This window comes from Jeotgalibacillus haloalkalitolerans (assembly GCF_034427455.1).
GTDB lineage: Bacteria > Bacillota > Bacilli > Bacillales > Jeotgalibacillaceae > Jeotgalibacillus > Jeotgalibacillus haloalkalitolerans.
This window is the reverse complement of record NZ_JAXQNN010000002.1, coordinates 178,880-199,169: the sequence shown is the minus strand read 5'-3', so window position 1 is coordinate 199,169 and position 20,290 is coordinate 178,880. Positions and strand designations below refer to the sequence as shown.

The 20,290-nt window shown below is 41.8% G+C and carries 25 protein-coding genes; all 25 read right to left on the bottom strand.

What is annotated here, in order from left to right; all coding sequences use genetic code 11:
- Nucleotide 1 precedes the first annotated feature (1 nt).
- The gene (frr, locus tag UFB30_RS05875) at nucleotides 2-559 is read right to left on the bottom strand and encodes a ribosome recycling factor (protein WP_322420758.1); all 558 of its coding nucleotides are present in this window, start codon (nucleotides 557-559) and stop codon (nucleotides 2-4) included.
- A complete protein-coding gene (gene pyrH, locus UFB30_RS05870) occupies nucleotides 559-1,284 on the bottom strand; it encodes a UMP kinase (RefSeq protein ID WP_322420757.1) in 726 nt (241 codons plus the stop codon). Before pyrH ends, frr begins: the two co-directional genes overlap by 1 nt.
- 77 nt (nucleotides 1,285-1,361) lie before the next feature.
- The gene (gene tsf / locus UFB30_RS05865; protein ID WP_322420756.1) at nucleotides 1,362-2,243 is read right to left on the bottom strand and encodes a translation elongation factor Ts; all 882 of its coding nucleotides are present in this window, start codon (nucleotides 2,241-2,243) and stop codon (nucleotides 1,362-1,364) included.
- Between the two features lie 90 nt (nucleotides 2,244-2,333).
- Nucleotides 2,334-3,050, bottom strand: a complete 717-nt coding sequence (gene rpsB / locus UFB30_RS05860) for a 30S ribosomal protein S2 (RefSeq protein ID WP_039808933.1) — start codon at nucleotides 3,048-3,050, stop codon at nucleotides 2,334-2,336.
- A 179-nt stretch (nucleotides 3,051-3,229) separates the two neighbouring features.
- Nucleotides 3,230-3,679 carry a hypothetical protein gene (locus UFB30_RS05855; protein ID WP_322420755.1) on the bottom strand — a complete coding sequence of 150 codons (450 nt, stop codon included), beginning with the start codon at nucleotides 3,677-3,679 and terminating at the stop codon, nucleotides 3,230-3,232.
- 12 nt (nucleotides 3,680-3,691) lie between these two features.
- Nucleotides 3,692-4,000, bottom strand: a complete 309-nt coding sequence (locus tag UFB30_RS05850; RefSeq protein WP_322420754.1) for a hypothetical protein — start codon at nucleotides 3,998-4,000, stop codon at nucleotides 3,692-3,694.
- 13 nt (nucleotides 4,001-4,013) lie between these two features.
- Nucleotides 4,014-4,784, bottom strand: a complete 771-nt coding sequence (locus UFB30_RS05845) for a FliA/WhiG family RNA polymerase sigma factor (protein WP_322420753.1) — start codon at nucleotides 4,782-4,784, stop codon at nucleotides 4,014-4,016.
- 153 nt (nucleotides 4,785-4,937) lie between these two features.
- A complete protein-coding gene (locus tag UFB30_RS05840; RefSeq protein WP_322420752.1) occupies nucleotides 4,938-5,426 on the bottom strand; it encodes a chemotaxis protein CheD in 489 nt (162 codons plus the stop codon).
- Nucleotide 5,427: 1 nt separating this feature from the next.
- Entirely contained in the window at nucleotides 5,428-6,057 is a 630-nt protein-coding gene (locus UFB30_RS05835; RefSeq protein ID WP_322420751.1) for a chemotaxis protein CheC, read from the bottom strand.
- A complete protein-coding gene (locus UFB30_RS05830; protein WP_322420750.1) occupies nucleotides 6,054-6,494 on the bottom strand; it encodes a chemotaxis protein CheW in 441 nt (146 codons plus the stop codon). The genes UFB30_RS05835 and UFB30_RS05830 overlap by 4 nt, the downstream gene beginning before the upstream one ends.
- A gap of 42 nt (nucleotides 6,495-6,536) precedes the next feature.
- On the bottom strand, nucleotides 6,537-8,513 hold the full coding sequence (locus tag UFB30_RS05825; protein WP_322420749.1) for a chemotaxis protein CheA: 1,977 nt from the start codon (nucleotides 8,511-8,513) through the stop codon (nucleotides 6,537-6,539).
- A 7-nt stretch (nucleotides 8,514-8,520) separates the two neighbouring features.
- On the bottom strand, nucleotides 8,521-9,594 hold the full coding sequence (locus UFB30_RS05820) for a protein-glutamate methylesterase/protein-glutamine glutaminase (RefSeq protein ID WP_322420748.1): 1,074 nt from the start codon (nucleotides 9,592-9,594) through the stop codon (nucleotides 8,521-8,523).
- A 9-nt stretch (nucleotides 9,595-9,603) separates the two neighbouring features.
- Nucleotides 9,604-10,461, bottom strand: coding sequence for a MinD/ParA family protein (locus UFB30_RS05815; protein WP_322420747.1), 858 nt, complete (start codon nucleotides 10,459-10,461; stop codon nucleotides 9,604-9,606).
- Nucleotides 10,461-11,561 carry a flagellar biosynthesis GTPase FlhF gene (gene flhF, locus UFB30_RS05810; RefSeq protein ID WP_322421524.1) on the bottom strand — a complete coding sequence of 367 codons (1,101 nt, stop codon included), beginning with the start codon at nucleotides 11,559-11,561 and terminating at the stop codon, nucleotides 10,461-10,463. The genes UFB30_RS05815 and flhF overlap by 1 nt, the downstream gene beginning before the upstream one ends.
- Nucleotides 11,562-11,563: 2 nt before the next feature.
- Nucleotides 11,564-13,597: a flagellar biosynthesis protein FlhA gene (gene flhA, locus UFB30_RS05805; protein WP_322420746.1), complete on the bottom strand. Its 2,034-nt coding sequence runs from the start codon at nucleotides 13,595-13,597 to the stop codon at nucleotides 11,564-11,566.
- A 19-nt stretch (nucleotides 13,598-13,616) separates the two neighbouring features.
- Nucleotides 13,617-14,696: a flagellar biosynthesis protein FlhB gene (gene flhB / locus UFB30_RS05800; RefSeq protein ID WP_322420745.1), complete on the bottom strand. Its 1,080-nt coding sequence runs from the start codon at nucleotides 14,694-14,696 to the stop codon at nucleotides 13,617-13,619.
- A gap of 3 nt (nucleotides 14,697-14,699) precedes the next feature.
- Nucleotides 14,700-15,476 carry a flagellar biosynthetic protein FliR gene (fliR, locus tag UFB30_RS05795; protein WP_322420744.1) on the bottom strand — a complete coding sequence of 259 codons (777 nt, stop codon included), beginning with the start codon at nucleotides 15,474-15,476 and terminating at the stop codon, nucleotides 14,700-14,702.
- A 2-nt stretch (nucleotides 15,477-15,478) separates the two neighbouring features.
- Nucleotides 15,479-15,748, bottom strand: coding sequence for a flagellar biosynthesis protein FliQ (fliQ, locus tag UFB30_RS05790; protein ID WP_039808906.1), 270 nt, complete (start codon nucleotides 15,746-15,748; stop codon nucleotides 15,479-15,481).
- A 14-nt stretch (nucleotides 15,749-15,762) separates the two neighbouring features.
- Nucleotides 15,763-16,428 carry a flagellar type III secretion system pore protein FliP gene (fliP, locus tag UFB30_RS05785; RefSeq protein ID WP_322420743.1) on the bottom strand — a complete coding sequence of 222 codons (666 nt, stop codon included), beginning with the start codon at nucleotides 16,426-16,428 and terminating at the stop codon, nucleotides 15,763-15,765.
- Nucleotides 16,421-17,059, bottom strand: a complete 639-nt coding sequence (locus UFB30_RS05780; protein ID WP_322420742.1) for a flagellar biosynthetic protein FliO — start codon at nucleotides 17,057-17,059, stop codon at nucleotides 16,421-16,423. The genes fliP and UFB30_RS05780 overlap by 8 nt, the downstream gene beginning before the upstream one ends.
- Nucleotides 17,060-17,064: 5 nt before the next feature.
- The gene (cheY, locus tag UFB30_RS05775; protein ID WP_322420741.1) at nucleotides 17,065-17,427 is read right to left on the bottom strand and encodes a chemotaxis protein CheY; all 363 of its coding nucleotides are present in this window, start codon (nucleotides 17,425-17,427) and stop codon (nucleotides 17,065-17,067) included.
- A gap of 21 nt (nucleotides 17,428-17,448) precedes the next feature.
- Complete coding sequence (fliY, locus tag UFB30_RS05770; protein ID WP_322420740.1) at nucleotides 17,449-18,612, bottom strand: flagellar motor switch phosphatase FliY; 1,164 nt, start codon at nucleotides 18,610-18,612, stop codon at nucleotides 17,449-17,451.
- Entirely contained in the window at nucleotides 18,602-19,600 is a 999-nt protein-coding gene (fliM, locus tag UFB30_RS05765; protein ID WP_322420739.1) for a flagellar motor switch protein FliM, read from the bottom strand. Before fliM ends, fliY begins: the two co-directional genes overlap by 11 nt.
- A gap of 32 nt (nucleotides 19,601-19,632) precedes the next feature.
- Entirely contained in the window at nucleotides 19,633-20,070 is a 438-nt protein-coding gene (gene fliL / locus UFB30_RS05760) for a flagellar basal body-associated protein FliL (protein WP_322420738.1), read from the bottom strand.
- Complete coding sequence (locus UFB30_RS05755; RefSeq protein ID WP_322421523.1) at nucleotides 20,060-20,284, bottom strand: flagellar FlbD family protein; 225 nt, start codon at nucleotides 20,282-20,284, stop codon at nucleotides 20,060-20,062. Before UFB30_RS05755 ends, fliL begins: the two co-directional genes overlap by 11 nt.
- Nucleotides 20,285-20,290: the final 6 nt, after the last annotated feature.

Here is a 20,290-nt window from a genome sequence, read left to right as displayed (position 1 = left end):
ATTAAACCTCAAGGATTTCCTGTTCTTTTACTTTCGCAAGCTCATCAATTTTTGCAATGTGTTCATCAGTAAGCTTCTGAACATCATCGCTGTATCCACGCAGATCATCTTCAGTGATGTCCCCAGATTTTTCCTGCTTTTTAAGGTCATCATTCGCATCGCGTCGGATGTTTCGGATACCCACTTTCGCTTCTTCCGCTTCTTTTTTCACCTGTTTCGCAAGTTCGCGGCGTCGTTCTTCAGTAAGTGCCGGGATTGTGATACGGATCAGCGAACCATCATTAGAAGGATTTAATCCAAGATCTGATTTCTGAATTGCCTTTTCAATATCTCCAAGTGCAGTCTTATCATAAGGTGTGATCTGAAGCAGTCTTGCTTCAGGAACAGAGATAGAAGCTACCTGGTTAAGCGGTGTTGGTGCACCGTAATACTCCACCTGAATTTTATCAAGCAGAGAAGCGCTCGCACGACCTGCTCTGATACTTGCAAGATCCCGTGAAAAAGATTGGATTGCTTTAGACATTTTGTCTTTTGTTTCATTCATTGTCTGTTGAGCCATTATTTTTTCCCCCTGACAACTGTACCGATTGATTCACCAAGAGCGGCACGTTTAATATTTCCATTCTCCATAATTGAGAATACTATGAGCGGGATATCATTGTCCATACATAAGGATGAAGCTGTTGAATCCATTACAGCCAGACCATCTTTTAATACATCTAAAAATGACAGTTCATCGTATTTCACTGCGTCAGTATCTACTTTAGGATCTGCAGAATATACGCCGTCCACATTATTTTTAGCCATTAAAATGACTTCCGCTTCAATTTCAGCAGCTCTCAGTGCAGCAGTTGTGTCTGTTGAGAAATACGGATTACCTGTTCCTGCTGCAAAAATGACTACACGCTTCTTTTCAAGATGTCGAATGGCTTTTCTTCTGATATACGGTTCTGCTACCTGACGCATTTCAATAGAAGTCTGTACGCGGGTCTGTACCCCGGCATTTTCAAGACTGTCCTGTAATGCGAGTGAATTCATCACTGTAGCAAGCATTCCCATGTAATCAGCAGATGCACGGTCCATTCCCATTTCACTGCCGATCTTACCGCGCCAGATATTACCGCCACCTACGACGACAGCTACCTCGACACCAAGATCAGACAATTCTTTAATCTGTTCAGCTACTGACTTAATAATCGGTGGATGAATACCAAAACCTGCTTCTCCTGCGAGTGCTTCACCACTTAACTTTAATACCACTCGATTGTATCTTGATTTACTCATAGAGTCCTCCCGTATGGTTCATTTTTTCCAAAAAAGAGGGAACACAAAGTGTCCCCGCTTGTCGTTTCAATCAACGATTATTTTTTCACCTGGCTCATTACTTCATCAGCGAAGTTGTCCTGGCGCTTTTCAATACCTTCTCCAACTTCATAACGAACGAAGTCAGACAGCTGTGCGCTGTTAGAAGCAAGGAATTCTTTAACCTTTTGATCAGGGTTCTTTACGAATGGCTGATCTACGATGCAGATTTCCTCGAAGTATTTGTTCAGGCGGCCTTCTACCATTTTAGCAACGATATTTTCAGGCTTACCTTCTTCAAGTGCTTGCTTTGTAAGAATTTCACGCTCTCTGTCAGCTTCTTCCTGAGAAACCTGGTCACGAGAGATGAACTTAGGGTTAAGTGCAGCAGCGTGCATTGCAACGTCTTTTGCTACCTGCTCTTCAGTTGTACCTTCTACTACTGAAAGAACACCAATTCTTCCGCCCATGTGAAGGTATTCACCGAATACAGCGTTGTCTTCTTTTGTGCGGACAGCAAAACGGCGAAGACTGATCTTCTCACCGATCTTACCTACTGCAGCTGTAATGTAGTCTCCTACCTTCTGGCCGTTGCTCATTTCAGTTTCAAGAGCAGCGTCAACAGATTCCGGCTTAGTTGCTAGAAGGTGGTCTGCCAGCTCGTTACCAAGGTTTTGGAAACCTTCATTTTTCGCAACGAAGTCAGTTTCAGAGTTAAGCTCAAGAATAACTGCATCATTACCGTTACTCTTAATGAAAGTAAGACCTTCAGCAGCGATACGGTCAGCTTTTTTAGCAGCTTTTGCGATTCCTTTTTCACGAAGGAAGTCAATTGCCTGATCCATATCTCCATTTGTTTCCTGAAGTGCTTTTTTGCAGTCCATCATACCTGCACCAGTTTTTTCACGAAGTTCTTTAACCATTTGTGCTGTAATAGCCATGAAAATTCCTCCTCATATCTGTTAAAAATTCATTTTTATCCTTTAAAAAAGGTGATAAGGGATTTTCCCGCTTATCACCTTTTAAAATTATTACTCAGCAGCTACTGCTTCTTCTTCCTCTTCTTCAACCTGCTTAGATTCAAGAATAGCATCAGCCATTTTTGAAGTCAGAAGTTTAACCGCGCGGATCGCGTCGTCATTTGCAGGAATTACGTAGTCGATTTCGTCAGGATCACAGTTTGTATCAACGATTCCTACGATTGGAATATTCAGCTTACGAGCTTCAGCAACAGCGATACGCTCTTTACGAGGATCGATGATGAATAAAGCATCAGGAAGCTTCTTCATGTCTCTGATTCCGCCTAGGAATTTAACAAGACGCTCATATTCTTTTTTAAGCTGAACTACTTCTTTCTTTGGAAGTACTTCAAACGTGCCGTCTTCTTCCATCTTTTCGATTTTCTTAAGACGGTTGATACGAAGCTGGATTGTGTCAAAGTTTGTTAGCGTTCCACCTAACCAGCGCTGGTTGATGAAGTGCATACCTGCACGTTCTGCTTCATCTTTAACAGACTCCTGAGCCTGCTTCTTTGTACCAACGAAAAGAACTTCTCCTCCGTCAGCTGCAACTTCTTTCACGAACTTGTAAGCTTCTTCTACTTTTTTAACCGTCTTTTGAAGGTCGATAATGTAGATTCCGTTACGCTCCGTGAAAATGTACTTCTTCATTTTTGGGTTCCAGCGGCGTGTCTGGTGGCCGAAGTGAACACCTGCTTCTAGCAATTGTTTCATTGAAATTACTGACATAGTGTTATTTCCTCCTTGTGGTTATTCTCCTCCGCTCCGGTCATTTACAGGTCGGAAACTGCTTATCTTTTAAGCAGCACCATCCGCCCAATCACGAAGCGTGTGTATTAACACCGTTAACTACTATACCATATAAAAAAAAAGTCATCAAGTGCTTATTGATGACTCTTTTAAACGGATTATGACTGTCTGAATTTCAGCATCAGTTCAACTTCAGTTTTACCTTTTTTCAGTTCTCTGGCAACTTCTTCAACAGTGTAGCCCTGATGTGCAAGATGTCTCGCCCGGTCACTGATTGATTCAGGTTTATTTTTCTGTGGTTTTTTATAAGCTGCTGCCGCAAGATTTCTTGTGGTTTTTACGGTCATAACAGATTCTGAAGGCAGGTCATCAGGTTGTGCGGGAATACTTGCTGTCTGACTGATTTTCTCAAACTGCTTCAAAAACTGTTCGTTTTCGTCCTTCATTTCAAGCAGGTATCCTGTGAACGTCTGCTCGATCTCATTCAGCGTCTTTTCATGCTGTACTTCCTTACTGATTAATCTGTTCTGCCGTAAGAACAACAAGTAAATCGATAAAAAAGCAGCAATATTAAATATGATTGAAAGTATTAACAGAAATAATATCATGATAACTCCTTGTTAACCCGAAAAATCCACTCTTCTACCTTTAAAAGGGTGCCTCTCCCCTGATGAAGCAGACGGCATGTCTTCAGATCTTTTGTTTTCAGCACTGCTGTTATGTTCACGGTCTTTTTGGCGCTTTTGTTTCGTTTTTTCACTTTCTCCAAAACGGTTCACTGTTTCAAGTTTCTTCAGACGTTCTTTTTCTGCCAGCGCTGCCATCTGGCTCTGATTCACTGCATTTTGCTGCTGCTGTTGATCTGCCAGCTTTCCTGCATCAACAGTTTTAGGGATTGCCACCTGCAACTCTACAAGTTTAAGACTCATATGATCTTCCCCTTTATGACTGGCTGTATTCCGAAGCCAGCAGTTTGCGAAGCTTAAAAAGGCACTTGGAATGGATCTGCGAAATACGGGACGTCGATAAATTCATGACTTCCCCAATTTCAGTAAGCGTCAGTTCCTCAGTATAAAAAAGGCTGAGCACAAGCTGTTCTTTTTCATTCAGCTGAGAAATGACACCTGCTAAATCCTGATGCAGTTCATCTTTTACCAGCTGATCTTCCGGCAACGTTGCATGATGATCCTTTAATGTGAAGGCAGTTCCTTCGCTCTCATCTTGATCACCGGACTGATCATCCATTGATAAAACATTTGCATATAAATGTTCCTGTGTAATCTGATAAACTTCCTCAACGGGCATATCCAGCGCAACTGCGACTTCATAGGCTTCAACATGTCTAAGGGACTGCTGTTCAAGCTCTTCTATTTTCGCATCAACTTTTTTAGCTTTTTCTCTTGCAGACCGCGGCATCCAGTCTTCTTTTCTGAGCCCGTCTATAATTGCTCCGCGAACTCTGAATGATGCATATGTATCAAATTTCAAGTCTCTGTTGGGATCAAATTTCTGAAGCGCATCCAGAAGCCCCATGAGGCCCAGGCTTTTAATATCATCACGCGATACATTTTTAGGCAGACCGGCACTGATCCTCTGAACGTGATATTGCACCAGGGGCATATAGCGCTGTACAAGCATATCGCCTGCATGAGCATCTCTGGAGGCAGTCCACATCTGCCAATCATACTTTTCCTGCTCTTTTGACTCATCCATGGCATGGCGCCTCCTCTCTTTTTTGCTCCGCATTGAATTGGATCAAACTGAATGATGACCTGAATCTTTAGACGGATTATATATGATTCTTATTATATCAAAAGGAGGGACTTTTGTGTTTTCCAATTAAAAAAGAGCCCTAAAGGCTCAGCATTATATTACTTTTTCTCCTATATTTACTGTTCGGATATGAAGTAAGCAGGAAGCAGGATCAAACTCTATCGTTCTGCCGCTGCTGCCCCCTGTGTCTTCACTGATTATTTTTATTTTATAGCTGTTCAGTACTTTTTTTACAGCCTCAACATTTCGCGGTCCGATCCTCATCGTATCTTTCTGACCGGCAAATTGAAACATCTGGGCACCTCCCGCAAGCTTGGCTTTTAGCCTGGATGTTGGAATACTTAACATTTCTATTAAATATGAAATACCGGTATCCGCAAATTTTGCAGGGTTAATTTCTCCTGACCTTGCAAGAGATGAATCGGGCAGCATGATATGTACCAGCCCGGCCTTTTTGCTGCGCTCATCATAGAGTATAACCCCCACACAGGAGCCAAGACCTGATGTCCTGATCGTATCAGGGGATAAAACAGTATTAGCATCAGCAATACCAACCTTTATAATATTTCCTGTTTTTATCAAATCAATCTACTCCTAAAGATCGAAACAGGATCTTAAAAGACTCAGGATCCGGAAGAAGGAAAAATTGACCATTCGCTCCTGCCTGATGTTTACCTTCATCAGTAAGCTCTGTATCAATAACGATTACTTTATCTCCCGCCTGGGACAGTTCAACCAGTCCAAAGCTGATGATTGCCCCGGCCATATCGATGGCAATCGCAGGCACAGTAGGGTATAAATTCAAATTAGTAAAGTCCGATAAAGATGACAGGTAAGAGCCAGACAAAATATTGCCCATTTCCTGCAGAGCAGAAAGCCCGATTTCAGATTCACCGATTTCATCAAAACAGAATGAAGGGTTCTTCGTTAAAGTTCTGATAAAGCTTTCCGCCTGTTGGGTAGAAAGAATAAAAAACATACTCCCTGTCATTTCCCCCTCAATTCTGAGGAAAACACTGACTACAACATTTTCAGGACCTCCTGCAATATCCATCATCTCATCAAAAGATACTACTTTTACATGCGGAACAGCCATATCCACTTTGGTACTGAGTAAAGATGAAAGGGCAGTTGCTGCGTTACCTGCCCCAATGTTGCCGATCTCTTTTAATATATCCAGCTGATACGCTGTAATTTCCTCATCATAACTCATGCAGCGTTCTCCAGCACTTTGTCAAGCTGCAAAAGAATTAACAGCCTCCGGTCAATTTTCGCCACACCACTGATGAAATCATTTTCAATACTCCCTACAACATTCGGCTGCGGTTCAATTGAATCCGTGGACAGGTCCAATACATCATTCGCAGCATCCACAACCAGTCCAACTTCAAGACCGTTAACCGTAATAATAATGATTCTGGTATGTTCGCTTTCCTCAGCCTCTTCAAGTGAGAAGCGTTTTCTGAGGTCAATAATTGGTGTGACAACCCCGCGGAGATTAATTACACCTCTTACATAAGCAGGTACACCCGGCACTCTTGTAATGTGCATGACTTTTTCAATTGATTGAACATTATGGACAGGTACTGCATATTCTTTATTTACTAACTGAAACACGATGACTTTTAAATCATTTTCCTGATTTGTCATATCGCTGCACTCCTCACTGCTTTAGTATAAGCTTTCACTTCTTCACTGGATCAGTGCGTTGCAATCTACAATCAGTGCAACCTGACCATCACCTAATATCGTCGCTCCTGAAATCGCAAAGACGTCCCCCAGATAATCTCCGAGTGATTTTAATACAACTTCCTGCTGTCCAATAAATGAATCAACAACAAGACCAGCCATCTTTTCGCCTTTGCGTACGATAATAACTGAGTGAACCTCTTCATCATTACCTTTTTCTACGTCGAAGACTTCGTTTAAAAAGACAAGCGGTACAACTTTACCTCTGAAATCAATCACACGCTGATTGTGAGCATGCAGGATTTCATCGTTTTTCACAATGGCAGTTTCAATGATTGAAGATAAAGGTATGGCAAATTTCTCTGCTTCCACTTCTACCAGCATGACTGAAATAATTGACAATGTCAGAGGTAATTGTACTGAGAATACTGATCCCTGTCCTTCTTCTGAATGAATAGTAATTGATCCGCCCAGAGATTCAATTGTCGTTTTTACTACATCAAGTCCGACGCCACGACCGGAGATATCAGAAATCGTTTCTGCAGTAGAAAAACCTGATGCCATAATGAGCTCAAAAATTTGAGTGTCAGTCATTGCTTTAGCCTGCTCCTGTGTGACAATTCCTCTGGAGAGCGCTTTATTCAGCACTTTGTCTTTACTGATCCCTGCACCATCATCTTCTATTTCGATGAATACATGATTCCCGCTGTGATAAGCTCTCAGCTGTATTGTTCCTTCTTCGGGCTTTCCTTTTTCCCTGCGGAGTTCAGGTGATTCAACGCCATGATCAATTGCATTTCTCAGCAGATGAACAAGTGGGTCACCGATTTCGTCGATCACAGTTCGATCAAGCTCAGTATCCTGACCGCTGATTTCAAGATTGATCTGTTTGTTCAGATCACGGGCCAGCTGGCGGATCATTCTAGGGAAGCGGTTAAAAACAGTTTCAACGGGTACCATACGCATTGTCAGAATAATAGATTGCAGGTCGCCTGAAATACGTGACATCCGCTCAACCGTTTCATTTAATTCACCATGATTCAGTTCCTTTGAGATCTGTTCAAGCCGTCCTCTGTCAATAACCAGTTCTTCAAAAAGGTTCATCAGCACATCAAGCCTGTCGATATTTACACGGATTGTTTTATTTGAGACTGTGTTTTTCTGTGTTTCTCTTTCTTTCGTTTCTTCGGGCACCTCTTTAACTGCCTCTAACGTGACTGCTGCTTCCTCAGCAGCAGGTGAAGGTTCCTGCTCAAGATTAACTTCATTGACCTTAACTGTATCAACCTCTGATACTTTCATTACACTTTTCTCAAGAAAATCACTGTCTTCTTTAGAGGCAATTGTTACACAAAATTGCTGATCAAAATTTTCTTCTTCAAGCTGGTCAACTGTTGGAGAGGATTTGATGACTTCTCCTATTTTTTCAAGCACTTCAAAAACCATAAATACGCGTGCAGCTTTTAATAGACAGTCCTCTCTCAGACTGACCGTCATTTCAAATGCGTTGTAGCCCTGCTCTAATGATTGCAAAATAACAGTACGTTCAAATTCATCATACTGAACTGATGAATGACTTGCCTGCGCAGCTGCTGCAGGTTCACCCGTTAAGATTTCTTCAAGCATTTTTAATGAACGGCTGACATCTTTTTTCCCATCCCCGCCGGAAGCAATTGAGGCAATCATTTCCTCAAGATCATCAACCGCTGAAAAAAGTGCATCCATCACAGCTGTTGTTACACTTAATTTCCCATTTCTGATATCATCCAGAATGTTTTCCATGTGATGTGTAAGGCTGGCAAGGTCTTCATACCCCATCGTTGCAGACATTCCTTTCAGGGTATGCGCTGACCTGAAAATCTCATTAACGATGCTGAGATCTGCAGGGTTTTTCTCAAGTTCAAGCATCTGTGTATTGCAATTTTGCAAATGGTCTTTACTTTCCTCTATGAAAACCTCTAAATATTGGTTCATCTCCATATTGACCTCACCCTTCTGCTAATTTAACAATTCTTTTTGCAATTTCATCAAGCGGCTCATTATATGTAATCAGCCCGGTTGCGTGAGCGGCTTTAGGCATACCGTAAACCACACAAGTCTCTTTGGATTCTGCAATGGATTGAGTTTGTCCGTTGTGGTTTAATTGTACCAGACCTTTAGACCCATCAGCACCCATTCCAGTCATAATTACTGCAATTTTTTTTATATTTTTTAATTTTGATGCCGATTCAAACATAAAATCCACTGAAGGCCTGTGCCCGCTGATTGGCGGTTCCTTACTTAATGATAACGATAACCTCGTGCCCTGTATGATATTCAGATGAAAATCACCCGGCGCAACATATGCATGCCCATCCGCCAGCACATCACCTTCTTCCGCTTCTTTCACATGAAGCGCTGAAAGCTGATCCAGTCTCTGTGCCAGTGACTTTGTAAATCCGGGTGGCATATGCTGAACGATCAAAACAGGCGCTTTTAAATTTCCGGGTAAAGCTGAAAGCACTGATTGAAGTGCTCTCGGACCTCCTGTCGATGTACCAATTAAAATGATTGTCTGATTTGGTCTTCCAACCTTACTATCGGTTATTTCAGCTTTGTTTTTACTTGTATTAACAGGAATACGAGCGGGTGACCGTTCAGGCTGAGAAGGCAGGGACGCTTCAGCAGCATGCAGGACTTTTTGAATCAGCTCTTTCTTCACAAGATGCAGGTCTAGTGATATAGTCCCGGATGGTTTAGCGATAAAATCCACTGCTCCGTAATCCATGGCTAAAAGAGCATTCTCAGCTCCTTTTCTTGTCGTGCTGGATAGCATAATTACCGGCAGTGGATTTTCCTTCATCATATATTTCAGCGCTTCAAGTCCGCTCATTACAGGCATTTCAACGTCCATCGTAATGACATCCGGCTTAAGCAGCCGCACTTTTGCAATTGCATCTTCACCGTTACGAGCCGTCCCGACGACAGCAATTCTTTCATTTTCTGAGAGAAACTCCTGCACAAGCTTTCTCATAAAAGCAGAATCATCAACGACTAATACTTTGATTTTATGACGATGCATGATCTCACCTCACTTTTTTCGAAAAAATGCAGACAGTCTCTCTGTAAAACGAGTTTTCATATTATGGACCTCTCCATTGTTATGTTCTAAGTATGCATGCACCATATTTTTTAATGTCTTCGATGCAGGTGAATTTGGATATAATTTTGTGAATGGCGTCTGGTTGATAACAGACCTTCTGACATATGGATCTTCAGGCAGGCTCCCAAGAATGCGCACTTCTTTTTGAAGAAACTTATTCATAGCTGATGAGAGTCTGTTTAAAGCCAATTTTCCTTCTGCCGGATTCATTACCCGGTTACAGAGCAGTGCAAATGATTTCTCAGGATCCCTCATATGTATAAACTTCATCATGGAATAAGCATCCATGATTGAGGTCGGTTCACCTGTCGTAATGACAATGACTTCATCTGCAGACATGATCAGTTCAAGTCCATTTTCTGATGCGCCGGCACCCATATCAAATATCAGATAATCATAGGATTGCTGAAGTAACATGAAACCATCCATCAGCCGCTGAATTTCAATGTCTTTCCATTCGACCATTTTATTCAGCCCTGATCCACCGGAAATATAGGAGAACCCGCCTTCTACCTTCACAATGACGTCCTCGATCAGACCATCACCTTCAAGGTAATGAAGGATGTTTTTCTCTGAAGAGGCGCCAAGCAGGATATGAACATTTCCCATACCAATATCCATATCCATCAGCAATACACTGTTACCTTTTGCTGCAAGCTCTGAAGCAAAGTTGATTGAAAAGTTGGATTTCCCAACTCCGCCTTTTCCGCTTACAACTGCAATCGCTTTCGCCTGGGTTTTGTTCAAGTTCATCATTTTCTGTCTTAATGTTTCAGCCTGATCCATCAGCTTTTCACACCTTTAACTATCATGTCATTGACCTGTTTGAGAGAGCCTTCCTGAATATCCTCAGGAACTGCCTGTCCATTCGTCAGATATGCTGTGCCTATCTTACTTTCAACCATCATATGAAAAGCCGGACCGACTGTAATGCTTTCATCACACTTTGTAAATATCAGACCATCTATTTGCATATCATTGAAACGATCGAAAATCGCTTTCATTTCTTTGAATTTAGAGGTCATTGATAAAACAAGGAACGTCTGCATCTCTACATTAAAATCAATTGTATTCATCAGGTCTTCAACATATTGAACTTCACGGTAATTTCTCCCTGCAGTATCGATTAAGACATGATCATAATCCCTGAAACGATCAGCTGCAGTCTTAAAATCTTCACGGTTGTAAATGACTTCAACCGGTACATCCAATAGTTCTGCATAGGTTCTTAATTGTTCAATTGCACCGATTCTATAGGTGTCAGAGGTGATGAACCCTATTTTCTTTTTATCTTCCATGACAAGCTTCGCAGCCAATTTGGCAATTGTCGTTGTTTTCCCCACTCCAGTTGGTCCAATCAGACTGATGTATTTTTTAGAAGCATCTATCCCTTCATGGGCAAGCTGTTTCAAAGAGGACTGGATATGCTCCTTAGTCCAGGTTGGGATGTCATGCTTGTCAGATTGATTTTCCCATTTTGCATGCAGCATTCTGCCTGTTTCAAGCACCCAGCTTTCCTTAAAATCCTGCTCATGCAGGTTTTTAAGCATTGTGCGAATCGATACGGGAAAATCCTGATAGCCTGATTGATTAACTGAAAGTGCATGAACCATCTGTTTTAACTCTTTAATTTCATTCTCCAGCTTTAGATCACCCTTAACATCAGGTGCTTTAAACAAAGGTTTTTCTATTGCGGCAGCTGACATTTGTTCTACAGGGTCAGCTGAATCAACTCCTGCTACTACTTCAATCTGCTTCGTTTTAAATAAACCGAGAAATCCGCCTGTGTAAGTGACTTTGGAATTTAAAATCACTGCATCACTGCCTAATTCCTTTCGAACCTTCTTCATCGCTTCAGGCATTGTAGGTGCCGTAATTTTTTTCATCTTCAATCTATATTCACCACCCCAACGCTTTGAACTTCAACATTTGCTTCCAATTCGTTATATGACAGAATCGGTATTTGCGGGAAATACCTTTCTGTTAATTGTCGAATATACATTCTGACTGCCGGAGAGCATAGAACAATTGGTGTCTGCTCTGTCATTGACAGCTGCTCGATCTGTTGAGCCATTGCTTCGAGTATTCTCTGGGAGTCATTCGGATCAAGCGATAAATAATTACCGTGTTCTGTCTGCTGTACATTATCTGCAGTCATTTTTTCAACTCTTCCTGAAAGTGTGATTACTCTCAGAGTATCTCCAGGTTCTGCAAATTGACTTGTGATCTGTTTGGCAAGTGATTGCCTTACGTATTCTGCAAGTACATCTGTATCTGACGTCATACGTGCGTAATCTGCCAGGGTTTCAAAGATAATAGGCAGGTTACGGATTGACACGTTCTCACGAAGCAGCTTTGACAAAACTTTTTGAACATCTCCCACGCTTAGCGGAGAAGGCGTCACTTCTTCTACCAGAATCGGATATGACTCCTGAAGGTGATCTACAAGCTGCTTGGTCTCCTGTCTACCAAGCAGTTCATGCGCATGTCCTTTAATCATTTCAGTAATGTGTGTGGAGACAACTGATGGCGGGTCTACTACTGTATAACCGAGCATTTCTGCCTGATCCTTCACGGATTCATCAATCCATTTAGCCGGCAGACCAAATGATGGTTCGATCGTGTCAATCCCTTCGATTGAATCATCGTCTCCAGGACTCATCGCAAGATAATGATCGAGCAGAAGTTCACCTTTTGCTACTTCATTCCCCTTAATTTTCAGACGGTATTCATTTGGCTGCAGCTGGATGTTATCACGGATTCTGACAACCGGAATGACTAAGCCCAGTTCAAGTGCAAGCTGCCTTCTGATCATCACGATCCGGTCTAACAGGTCCCCACCCTGATTTGCATCAGCAAGCGGGATCAGGCCATAGCCAAATTCAAATTCAATCTGGTCCACATTCAGCAGACTGACAACACTCTCCGGGCTTTTCATCTCGTCAGTTGATGTATCTTCATCATGTTCAATGAATTCTTCAGCCTCGAGTTTTTTAGCTTTAGAGAGGGTGTACCCTCCAATCACGAGAATCAGTGCAATCGGAAGTGTGAGGAAATTGCTGATCGGCGTGAAAATACCTAGTAATGCAATGGTAGCCCCCGCCACGTACATAATCGGACCAAAAGAAAATAGCTGTGATGTGATATCCTGTCCGAGATTTCCGTCTGATGCAGCCCTTGTAACAACAATCCCTGTTGCTGTTGAGATCAGCAAAGCCGGGATTTGTGATACAATCCCGTCACCAACCGTTAATAAAGAAAACTGGTTGGCTGAATCAGCAAGAGACATGCCCATCTGCACAATTCCAATGATCATACCAAACGTTAAGTTGATCAATACAATAATAATACCGGCAATGGCATCACCTTTAACAAACTTAGTCGCACCGTCCATCGCACCATAAAAATCTGCTTCCCTGCCTACTTTTTCACGACGCTCTCTTGCTTCAGTTTCAGAGATCATGCCTGCATTAAGGTCAGCATCAATACTCATCTGTTTTCCTGGCATCGCATCAAGTGTGAAACGCGCAGCAACTTCAGAAACACGCTCTGCACCCTTGGTAATTACAATAAATTGAATAATAATCAGGATGATAAATACAACCATACCGACTAAAATATTGCCTCCGGTAACAAACGTTCCGAACGTCTCTACAACTCCTCCCGCTTCACCTCTACTTAAAATCGCTCTTGTAGTTGAGATGTTCAGACCAAGTCTGAATAATGTTAACAGCAGGATCAATGAAGGAAAAATTGCAAATTCAAGCGGCTCTTTCATATTCATTGATGTCAGTAAAACAATGAGCCCAAGAGTTATATTAATAATGATTAATACACTCAGCATCCATGATGGCAGCGGGATCACCAGCATGGCGATTATCAGAATCACACTGGCGAGTATAGCTAAATCTTTTCCTTTCATGCTGGTCCCCTTTCAAGCGTTACACTTTGTTTTTAATTCTGTATACATAGGCAAGAATTTCAGCAACTGCTTTAAAAAACTCTTCAGGTATCGGATCACCGATTTCAGCCTGGTCGTATAATGCCCGTGCTAATGGCCGGTTTTCAACTGCAACTACGTCATTTTCTTTGGCAATTGTTTTGATTTTCTGTGCCAGAAAATCAACACCTTTAGCCACAACAACCGGCGCATCAAATTCTCCATCTTTATATTTCAGAACAATGGCATAGTGAGTGGGATTCGTAATGACAACGTCTGCATCCGGAACCTCAGACATCATTCTTTTCATCGCCATTTCCCGTTGACGCTGCTTGATTTTTGATTTGATCAGCGGGTCACCTTCCGTGTTCTTATATTCATCTTTAAGGTCCTGCTTAGACATACGGATATTTTTCTCGAAATCATACTTCTGATAAAGGTAATCGAGTATTGCTAAGATAATCAGCAGACCTGAAGCAAAAAGTCCCATTTGAACAGTCAGGTTTCCTGCTGTCTGCAGTGTTGATTCCACTGGTAATAATGATAATTCCAATACATCTTCAATACTGAACCATAAAACCAGGAATGTGGTCATTCCAACTAATGAAATTTTCAAAACTGACTTAGCTAATTCAACAAGGGCCCGTGCAGAGAAAATTCTTTTTAATCCTTTAATCGGATCAAGCTTTGAAAGCTTAGGCTTCAGGGGATCTGCAGAGATTAAAAAACCGATTTGCAAATAGTTCCCGACAATACCGCCAAGCGCTGCGACTGCCATAATCGGCAGGACAATCCATGCAACCTGCGTGAGCATTTCACCATACACCAGGATAAGCGTGTCGGATGTAACAGGGCGCTTAATATAATCCATTAAAGGAACAGCCACCAGGTTCAACATTCTTTCCTCAAACCAGCCGCCTGCAAAAAATAAAAACAGAAATACACTGAACAGAATAAACGCTGTATTGATATCCTGACTCTTGGCTACCTCACCTTTTTTACGTGAATCAAGCCTTTTTTTCGGTGTTGCTTTCTCTGTTTTTTCACCGGCAAAATACTGAAGGTCCAACCTCAGCTTCATTCTTTAACCGCCCCCAAGCGTGATCATTAAATCCCGCATTACAACAAAAATTAAATCAAAAAGTCTTTGAATGACTTGAAATGTCACGCCCATCAAAACAATTAAAACGATAAAAGCAACTGTAATTTTGATCGGAAACCCGATTACAAAAATATTAAACTGCGGGGACGTTCTAGCAACAATCCCTAATGCAATATCAACCAGAAATAATGTTGCCACAACCGGCGCAGCCATCTGAAAAGCAATGACAAACGTAGCAGCAAATGCTTTTACAATTAATTCAGCTGTCATCGGATCACCAAACCCGAGCGATACCTGATCGAGCGGTATATACTGATAGCTAAAGAATATACCGTCTAAAATTAAATGATGTCCATTTAAGGCCAGTAACAGCAGGATGGCTAGCGTATAAAGGTATTGACCGATCAGCGGACTTTGTGCACCTGTCTGAGGATCAATCACATTCGCCATGGCAAATCCCATCTGGAAATCTATGAAGTTACCGCCAATTTGAATTGCTGATAGAATAATATAAGCAATCAGTCCAAGAAATAAGCCGACCGCTGCTTCTTTTATAATAAGCAGAATGTATTCACCATTAATGTCAAATGGCTCGGCATCAATCGTATAATACATCATCCAGGACAGCATGATGGCAATGCCGATTCTGTGCGTTGCAGGGATCGTTCTATGTGAGAACAAAGGCATCGTTACAAAAAATGCTGAGATCCTCACGATAATCAGTAATAAAATTGTCAGTCTGGGGTACAATTCTTCCATAACTAGCCGATATACCTTGTAAGATTAGTAAAAATATCAGATGCATAACTGACAAGCTGCGTCAGCATCCAGGGACCGAAAAAAATCAGTGCAACCATCACGGCAATTATTTTCGGAATAAAAGCAAGTGTCTGTTCCTGAATCTGTGTCGTTGCCTGAAATATACTTACAAGTAAACCTACGATTAATGCAACCAGCATCAGCGGCAGGCTGATAATCAGCGTAATCCATACGCCACGTTCTGCTATTGCAATGACCATTTCTCCATTCATTTCAATTCACCCACCTAAAAGCTCTGCAGCAGAGACTGCATGACGAGATACCAGCCATCTACTAAAATAAACAGCAGGATTTTAAACGGCAACGAAATCATAACAGGCGGAAGCATCATCATACCCATTGACATCAGTACGGAAGCTACAACCATGTCGATTACCAGAAACGGGATAAAAACCATAAATCCCATCTGGAAAGCAGTTTTAATTTCACTCAAAGCAAAAGCAGGAACCATCACTGTTAATGGAATATCCTGAATAGTTTCAGGCCGTTCTGCTTCTGTATAACTTAAAAACAGCTCAAGGTCTTTTTGTCTTGTATGCTGACTCATGAATTCTTTAAATGGCACTGAGGCCTCTTCATAAGCAGTCTCTAAATCTATTTCCTCATTAAATAACGGGGTTAATGCCCTGTCATTAACCTCACTGAGTACCGGTGCCATGATAAAGAAAGTTAAGAATAGTGCTAAACCCACAATCACCTGGTTAGGCGGCATCTGCTGCGTTGCAAGTGAGGTCCGCACAAATGATAAAACTATGACAATTCGCGTAAAGGAAGTCATCAGGATTAATATGCCCGGTGCAAGTGATAGAACCGTTAACAGCAGCAGTAACCTGACAGAGGTTGCTACATCATCCGGAGGACTGTCATTGAAAAACTGTATGAACTCATCCATCTTTATTACGCTCCTTGCCTTTTGCTTTTTCAAACATTTTCATCCGCTGTGCCTGATGCTCTTTCAGCTGCTCTTTAAAGAGGCTACCAAACGACTGGTCTTCCTTATTCACCACACTGGCTTTTCGTTCTTTTAATTTTTCAACCCACCCTGATACCGGACTTTGCTGAATACTTTCGCTTTGATCAAAGTATTCTTCAATCTCTTCAATTTCATCAGGTGAATTGATCTCTTTTATCAGATTGACATCTTCACCAACCCCGAGGATGTAATAGCTGTCAGCAATTTTTACAATCTGAACTGAGCGGTTACCACCAAGGGTTGTACCACCCATATTTTTAATAAGTCTGCTTTGCTGAAAGTTCTTTGTTTTACTGTTTACAAATTTTAATAATGCGTATAAAAGTATGACAACAAATGCAAGTGCTCCGATTAATCTCACAAAGGTCCAGAAGTTAATGCCTGATGGTTCACCTGAGTCACTGATTGCTGGCACATCCTGCTCTGCACACTCCTCAGACGGATTATCACCCATACAGTCTGATACATTGCCGGGACTCGCATATAAAACCTGTTCTCCTCCTGTGACTGCAGTCAACAGAAGGAGAACAATGAACAGCTTTTGAATCATTTTCATCAACCTATCGCTTTAGAGATTGCCTCAATCACACGGTCTGCCTGAAACGGCTTCACAATAAAATCTTTGGCACCTGCCTGTATTGCATCAATGACCATTGCCTGCTGACCCATTGCTGAACACATAATAATTTTGGCAGAACCATCAATTTGCTTGATTTCCTTCAATGCAGTAATACCATCCATCTCAGGCATTGTAATATCCATCGTGACAAGATCAGGTGAAGTTTCTTTGTATTTTTCCACTGCCTGAGCGCCGTCAGCAGCTTCTCCAACTACCTCAAATCCATTTTTTGTTAAAATGTCTTTAATCATCATGCGCATAAATGCCGCATCGTCAACTATCAGTATCTTCTTTGCCATGTTCAAAACCCCCAGCTATTATTAGCGTAATTTGTTTAATCGGTCTGACTTACTGATGATATCAGTCAGTCTCACTCCGAAGTTTTCCTCGATTACTACAACTTCACCCTTGGCAATCAACCGGTTATTCACCAGAATATCCACCGGTTCCCCAGCGAGTTTATCAAGTTCGATAATCGAACCTGAAGTTAATTCAAGTATTTCCTGAACAGACCGTTTTGTACGGCCTAACTCTACTGTTACCTGAAGTGGAATATCGAGCAGCAGATTAAGGTTCCTTGATTCTCCTGCACTTAGACCAGGGCTCTCAAATTGTGAAAACTGTGCGGGCTGAACATCAACCGCTTTAGAAAGTGCACGTTCTCTGTTTAATTGAACGCCATCTGTATGTACTTCTTCAGCGTGACGTGATTCAGCAGGCTGAACTGCTTCTGTTTCTTCATTCTGCACCGGTCTCTCTGCAACGGGTGCAGCAGCTGCAGCCTCACTTACTGCTTCAGCCTGTCCTGCGCCCATCAGCTGATCAACAAGCGCCTGCCCAAATTGAAGTGGGATCAGCTGCATAATATTTGAATCAATCAGTGAACCGATTTTCAAGTTAAATGAAATCTGAATCACTTCATCATCTTCAGGGAGATTTCCCATCCCTTCTTCATGTTCAAGGTCCATTAAATCAATACTTGGTGGTGAAATATCAACTTTTACCCCGAAAATAGTAGACATTGAAGTAGATGCAGAACCCATCATCTGATTCATTGCTTCCTGTACGGCACTCAATTGAATCTCCCCAAGGTCACCTGAAGGGTCAGTCCCATCTCCACCAAGCATAAGATCTGCAATCACTGCAGCATCAGACTGTTTGATGACAAGCAGGTTATTTCCTTTCAGACCTTCAGTATAGTGAACATTGATGGCTACTGAAGGGTGAGGAAATGAATTAGATATTTCTTTTGTTTTTACTACATTAACCGATGGTGTTGTAATATCCACTTTTTGATTAAGCAGGGTTGATAATGCAGTGGCAGAGCTGCCAAATGAAATATTCCCAATCTCCCCTAATGCATCGATCGCCACCTCATCCAATTTTCCGGACGGTTCAGGTATCGTTTCCTGCGGTTCTTCATCTGCAGTGCCTTTCAGCAAAGCATCAATTTCATCCTGGGAGAGCATGTCATCACTCATCATCGTCCTCTCCTCCTTTCACTTCTTCAATAATCTGAACACCAATTTTCTTACCCAGCTGTCCAGGCTGTGCAATGAATTTTGGTATCTCCCCAATCTTCAGTACAACCGGTTCATCAAAGCGATGATTCAATTCAAGTACATCTCCGACTTCAAGCATCAGAAACTCCTCAATCGCAAGCATGGACGTGCCCAGTTCAGCAGATATTTGTAAATCGGCTTTCTTTACACGCTTTTCAAGCTGAAGCTGTTCCTCAGGCTTTAATTCTTTCTTCTGAGACTGCATCCAGTGCTTGATTGATAGATTTGGCATAATCGGCTCAAGCACAACGTGTGGAAGACAAATATTCATCATTCCTGTCGTCTCACCTACTACTGTATTCAGTGAGATCACAACGACTGTTTCATTAGGTGAAATCACCTGAAGAAACTGTGGGTTCACTTCAAAATCAGTCAGGATCGGATCAATGTCAGCTACATTCCCCCATGCTTCACGTAAATTATCAAACGCTCTTTCAAAAAGCGTTGACATAATTTTCGTTTCGATTTCTGTCAAGTTATCAATCTTACTCACACTCGAGCCGTGACCTCCAAGCACTCTGTCCATCATGGCATAGGCCACATTTGGATTGATCTCCATCAGAATTTTCCCGTCAAGCGGCGGTACCTCATAAACATTCAAAATCGTCATTTTCGGTACAGACCTTATGAATTCCTCATAAGGTATCTGATCCACAGATGCTACATTTATTTGAACATATGTCCGGAGCTGGGCAGAGAAAAATGTTGTGAGCAGTCTGGCAAAGTTTTCATGGATTCTCGAAATACTTCTGATCTGATCCTTTGAGAATCTTAGTGCTCTTTTAAAATCGTAAACTTTAACCTTCTTTTCCTGCTCTTCTTTTTTGATCTCTTCCGCTGACATTTCACCAGTTGATATGGCTGATAATAGTGCATCGATTTCATTTTGCGAGAGTATATCTCCAGCCACTTAAGTTCACCTCCGTCCATCTGCTTCTTTCATTATTGAACGACAATTGATGTCGTATAAACCTGAATGACTTCACCCTCCTGAAGCAATTCATTCACCCGGTTTGCCACAATTTCTTCAAGCGCATCTTTTCCTGCACTACCTTCAAGGTCAGATTTATCCATTTCAAGCAGTTCATCAATCAGGATGTCTTTAACCTGAAATTCAAGCTGAATTAATTCCTCAGCGGCTTCCTTACTGTCTGTCTGTATTGACATTGATACTCTTGCGAAATTATTGCTGCCAATATTGGTTGTGACTTCCGGCACTTCAACAGTTGCTTCTACAATTTCTGCAGCAGAGAGTCTGACCTCTTCCTTCTCGCCGCCTTCAGCAAGCTGATTGGACACAACCAGCACGATCACACCAACTAGCGTGATTGATACGAGAATGATCAGCATGGTAATCAGTAATCTATTTTTACTCCTCATCAGCTTCATCCTCCTTCAGATGCGTCATGTTAAGTACATGAATTGCACGGTAAAAGTCTGTTATTTTACCTTTGACATCTAACATGGAATCTTTCACAATATATTTCTTACCATTTGTCAGCGTAATCGTGGTGTCAGGAAATGCTTCAACTGTTTCAATATAAATTGCATTAATCATAAATTCTTTGCCATTCAGCCTTTTTAACTGGATCATAAAAGC

What these genes read in the sequence shown, in the direction of transcription:
- UFB30_RS05845 (WP_322420753.1), bottom strand. Translation starts at nt 4,784, where the DNA reads ATGGATGAGTCAAAAGAGCAGGAAAAGTATGATTGGCAGATGTGGACT.
- UFB30_RS05830 (WP_322420750.1), bottom strand. Translation starts at nt 6,494, where the DNA reads ATGACAAATCAGGAAAATGATTTAAAAGTCATCGTGTTTCAGTTAGTA.
- tsf (WP_322420756.1), bottom strand. Translation starts at nt 2,243, where the DNA reads ATGGCTATTACAGCACAAATGGTTAAAGAACTTCGTGAAAAAACTGGT.
- fliR (WP_322420744.1), bottom strand. Translation starts at nt 15,476, where the DNA reads ATGGAAGAATTGTACCCCAGACTGACAATTTTATTACTGATTATCGTG.
- UFB30_RS05855 (WP_322420755.1), bottom strand. Translation starts at nt 3,679, where the DNA reads ATGATATTATTTCTGTTAATACTTTCAATCATATTTAATATTGCTGCT.
- UFB30_RS05755 (WP_322421523.1), bottom strand. Translation starts at nt 20,284, where the DNA reads ATGATCCAGTTAAAAAGGCTGAATGGCAAAGAATTTATGATTAATGCA.
- UFB30_RS05850 (WP_322420754.1), bottom strand. Translation starts at nt 4,000, where the DNA reads ATGAGTCTTAAACTTGTAGAGTTGCAGGTGGCAATCCCTAAAACTGTT.
- fliY (WP_322420740.1), bottom strand. Translation starts at nt 18,612, where the DNA reads ATGATGAGTGATGACATGCTCTCCCAGGATGAAATTGATGCTTTGCTG.
- rpsB (WP_039808933.1), bottom strand. Translation starts at nt 3,050, where the DNA reads ATGTCAGTAATTTCAATGAAACAATTGCTAGAAGCAGGTGTTCACTTC.
- UFB30_RS05835 (WP_322420751.1), bottom strand. Translation starts at nt 6,057, where the DNA reads ATGAGTTATGATGAGGAAATTACAGCGTATCAGCTGGATATATTAAAA.
- frr (WP_322420758.1), bottom strand. Translation starts at nt 559, where the DNA reads ATGGCTCAACAGACAATGAATGAAACAAAAGACAAAATGTCTAAAGCA.
- UFB30_RS05780 (WP_322420742.1), bottom strand. Translation starts at nt 17,059, where the DNA reads ATGATTCAAAAGCTGTTCATTGTTCTCCTTCTGTTGACTGCAGTCACA.
- flhF (WP_322421524.1), bottom strand. Translation starts at nt 11,561, where the DNA reads ATGAAAAAAATTACGGCACCTACAATGCCTGAAGCGATGAAGAAGGTT.
- cheY (WP_322420741.1), bottom strand. Translation starts at nt 17,427, where the DNA reads ATGGCAAAGAAGATACTGATAGTTGACGATGCGGCATTTATGCGCATG.
- flhB (WP_322420745.1), bottom strand. Translation starts at nt 14,696, where the DNA reads ATGAAGCTGAGGTTGGACCTTCAGTATTTTGCCGGTGAAAAAACAGAG.
- UFB30_RS05825 (WP_322420749.1), bottom strand. Translation starts at nt 8,513, where the DNA reads ATGGAGATGAACCAATATTTAGAGGTTTTCATAGAGGAAAGTAAAGAC.
- UFB30_RS05815 (WP_322420747.1), bottom strand. Translation starts at nt 10,461, where the DNA reads ATGGATCAGGCTGAAACATTAAGACAGAAAATGATGAACTTGAACAAA.
- pyrH (WP_322420757.1), bottom strand. Translation starts at nt 1,284, where the DNA reads ATGAGTAAATCAAGATACAATCGAGTGGTATTAAAGTTAAGTGGTGAA.
- fliQ (WP_039808906.1), bottom strand. Translation starts at nt 15,748, where the DNA reads ATGAATGGAGAAATGGTCATTGCAATAGCAGAACGTGGCGTATGGATT.
- flhA (WP_322420746.1), bottom strand. Translation starts at nt 13,597, where the DNA reads ATGAAAGGAAAAGATTTAGCTATACTCGCCAGTGTGATTCTGATAATC.
- fliL (WP_322420738.1), bottom strand. Translation starts at nt 20,070, where the DNA reads ATGAGGAGTAAAAATAGATTACTGATTACCATGCTGATCATTCTCGTA.
- UFB30_RS05820 (WP_322420748.1), bottom strand. Translation starts at nt 9,594, where the DNA reads ATGCATCGTCATAAAATCAAAGTATTAGTCGTTGATGATTCTGCTTTT.
- fliP (WP_322420743.1), bottom strand. Translation starts at nt 16,428, where the DNA reads ATGGATGAGTTCATACAGTTTTTCAATGACAGTCCTCCGGATGATGTA.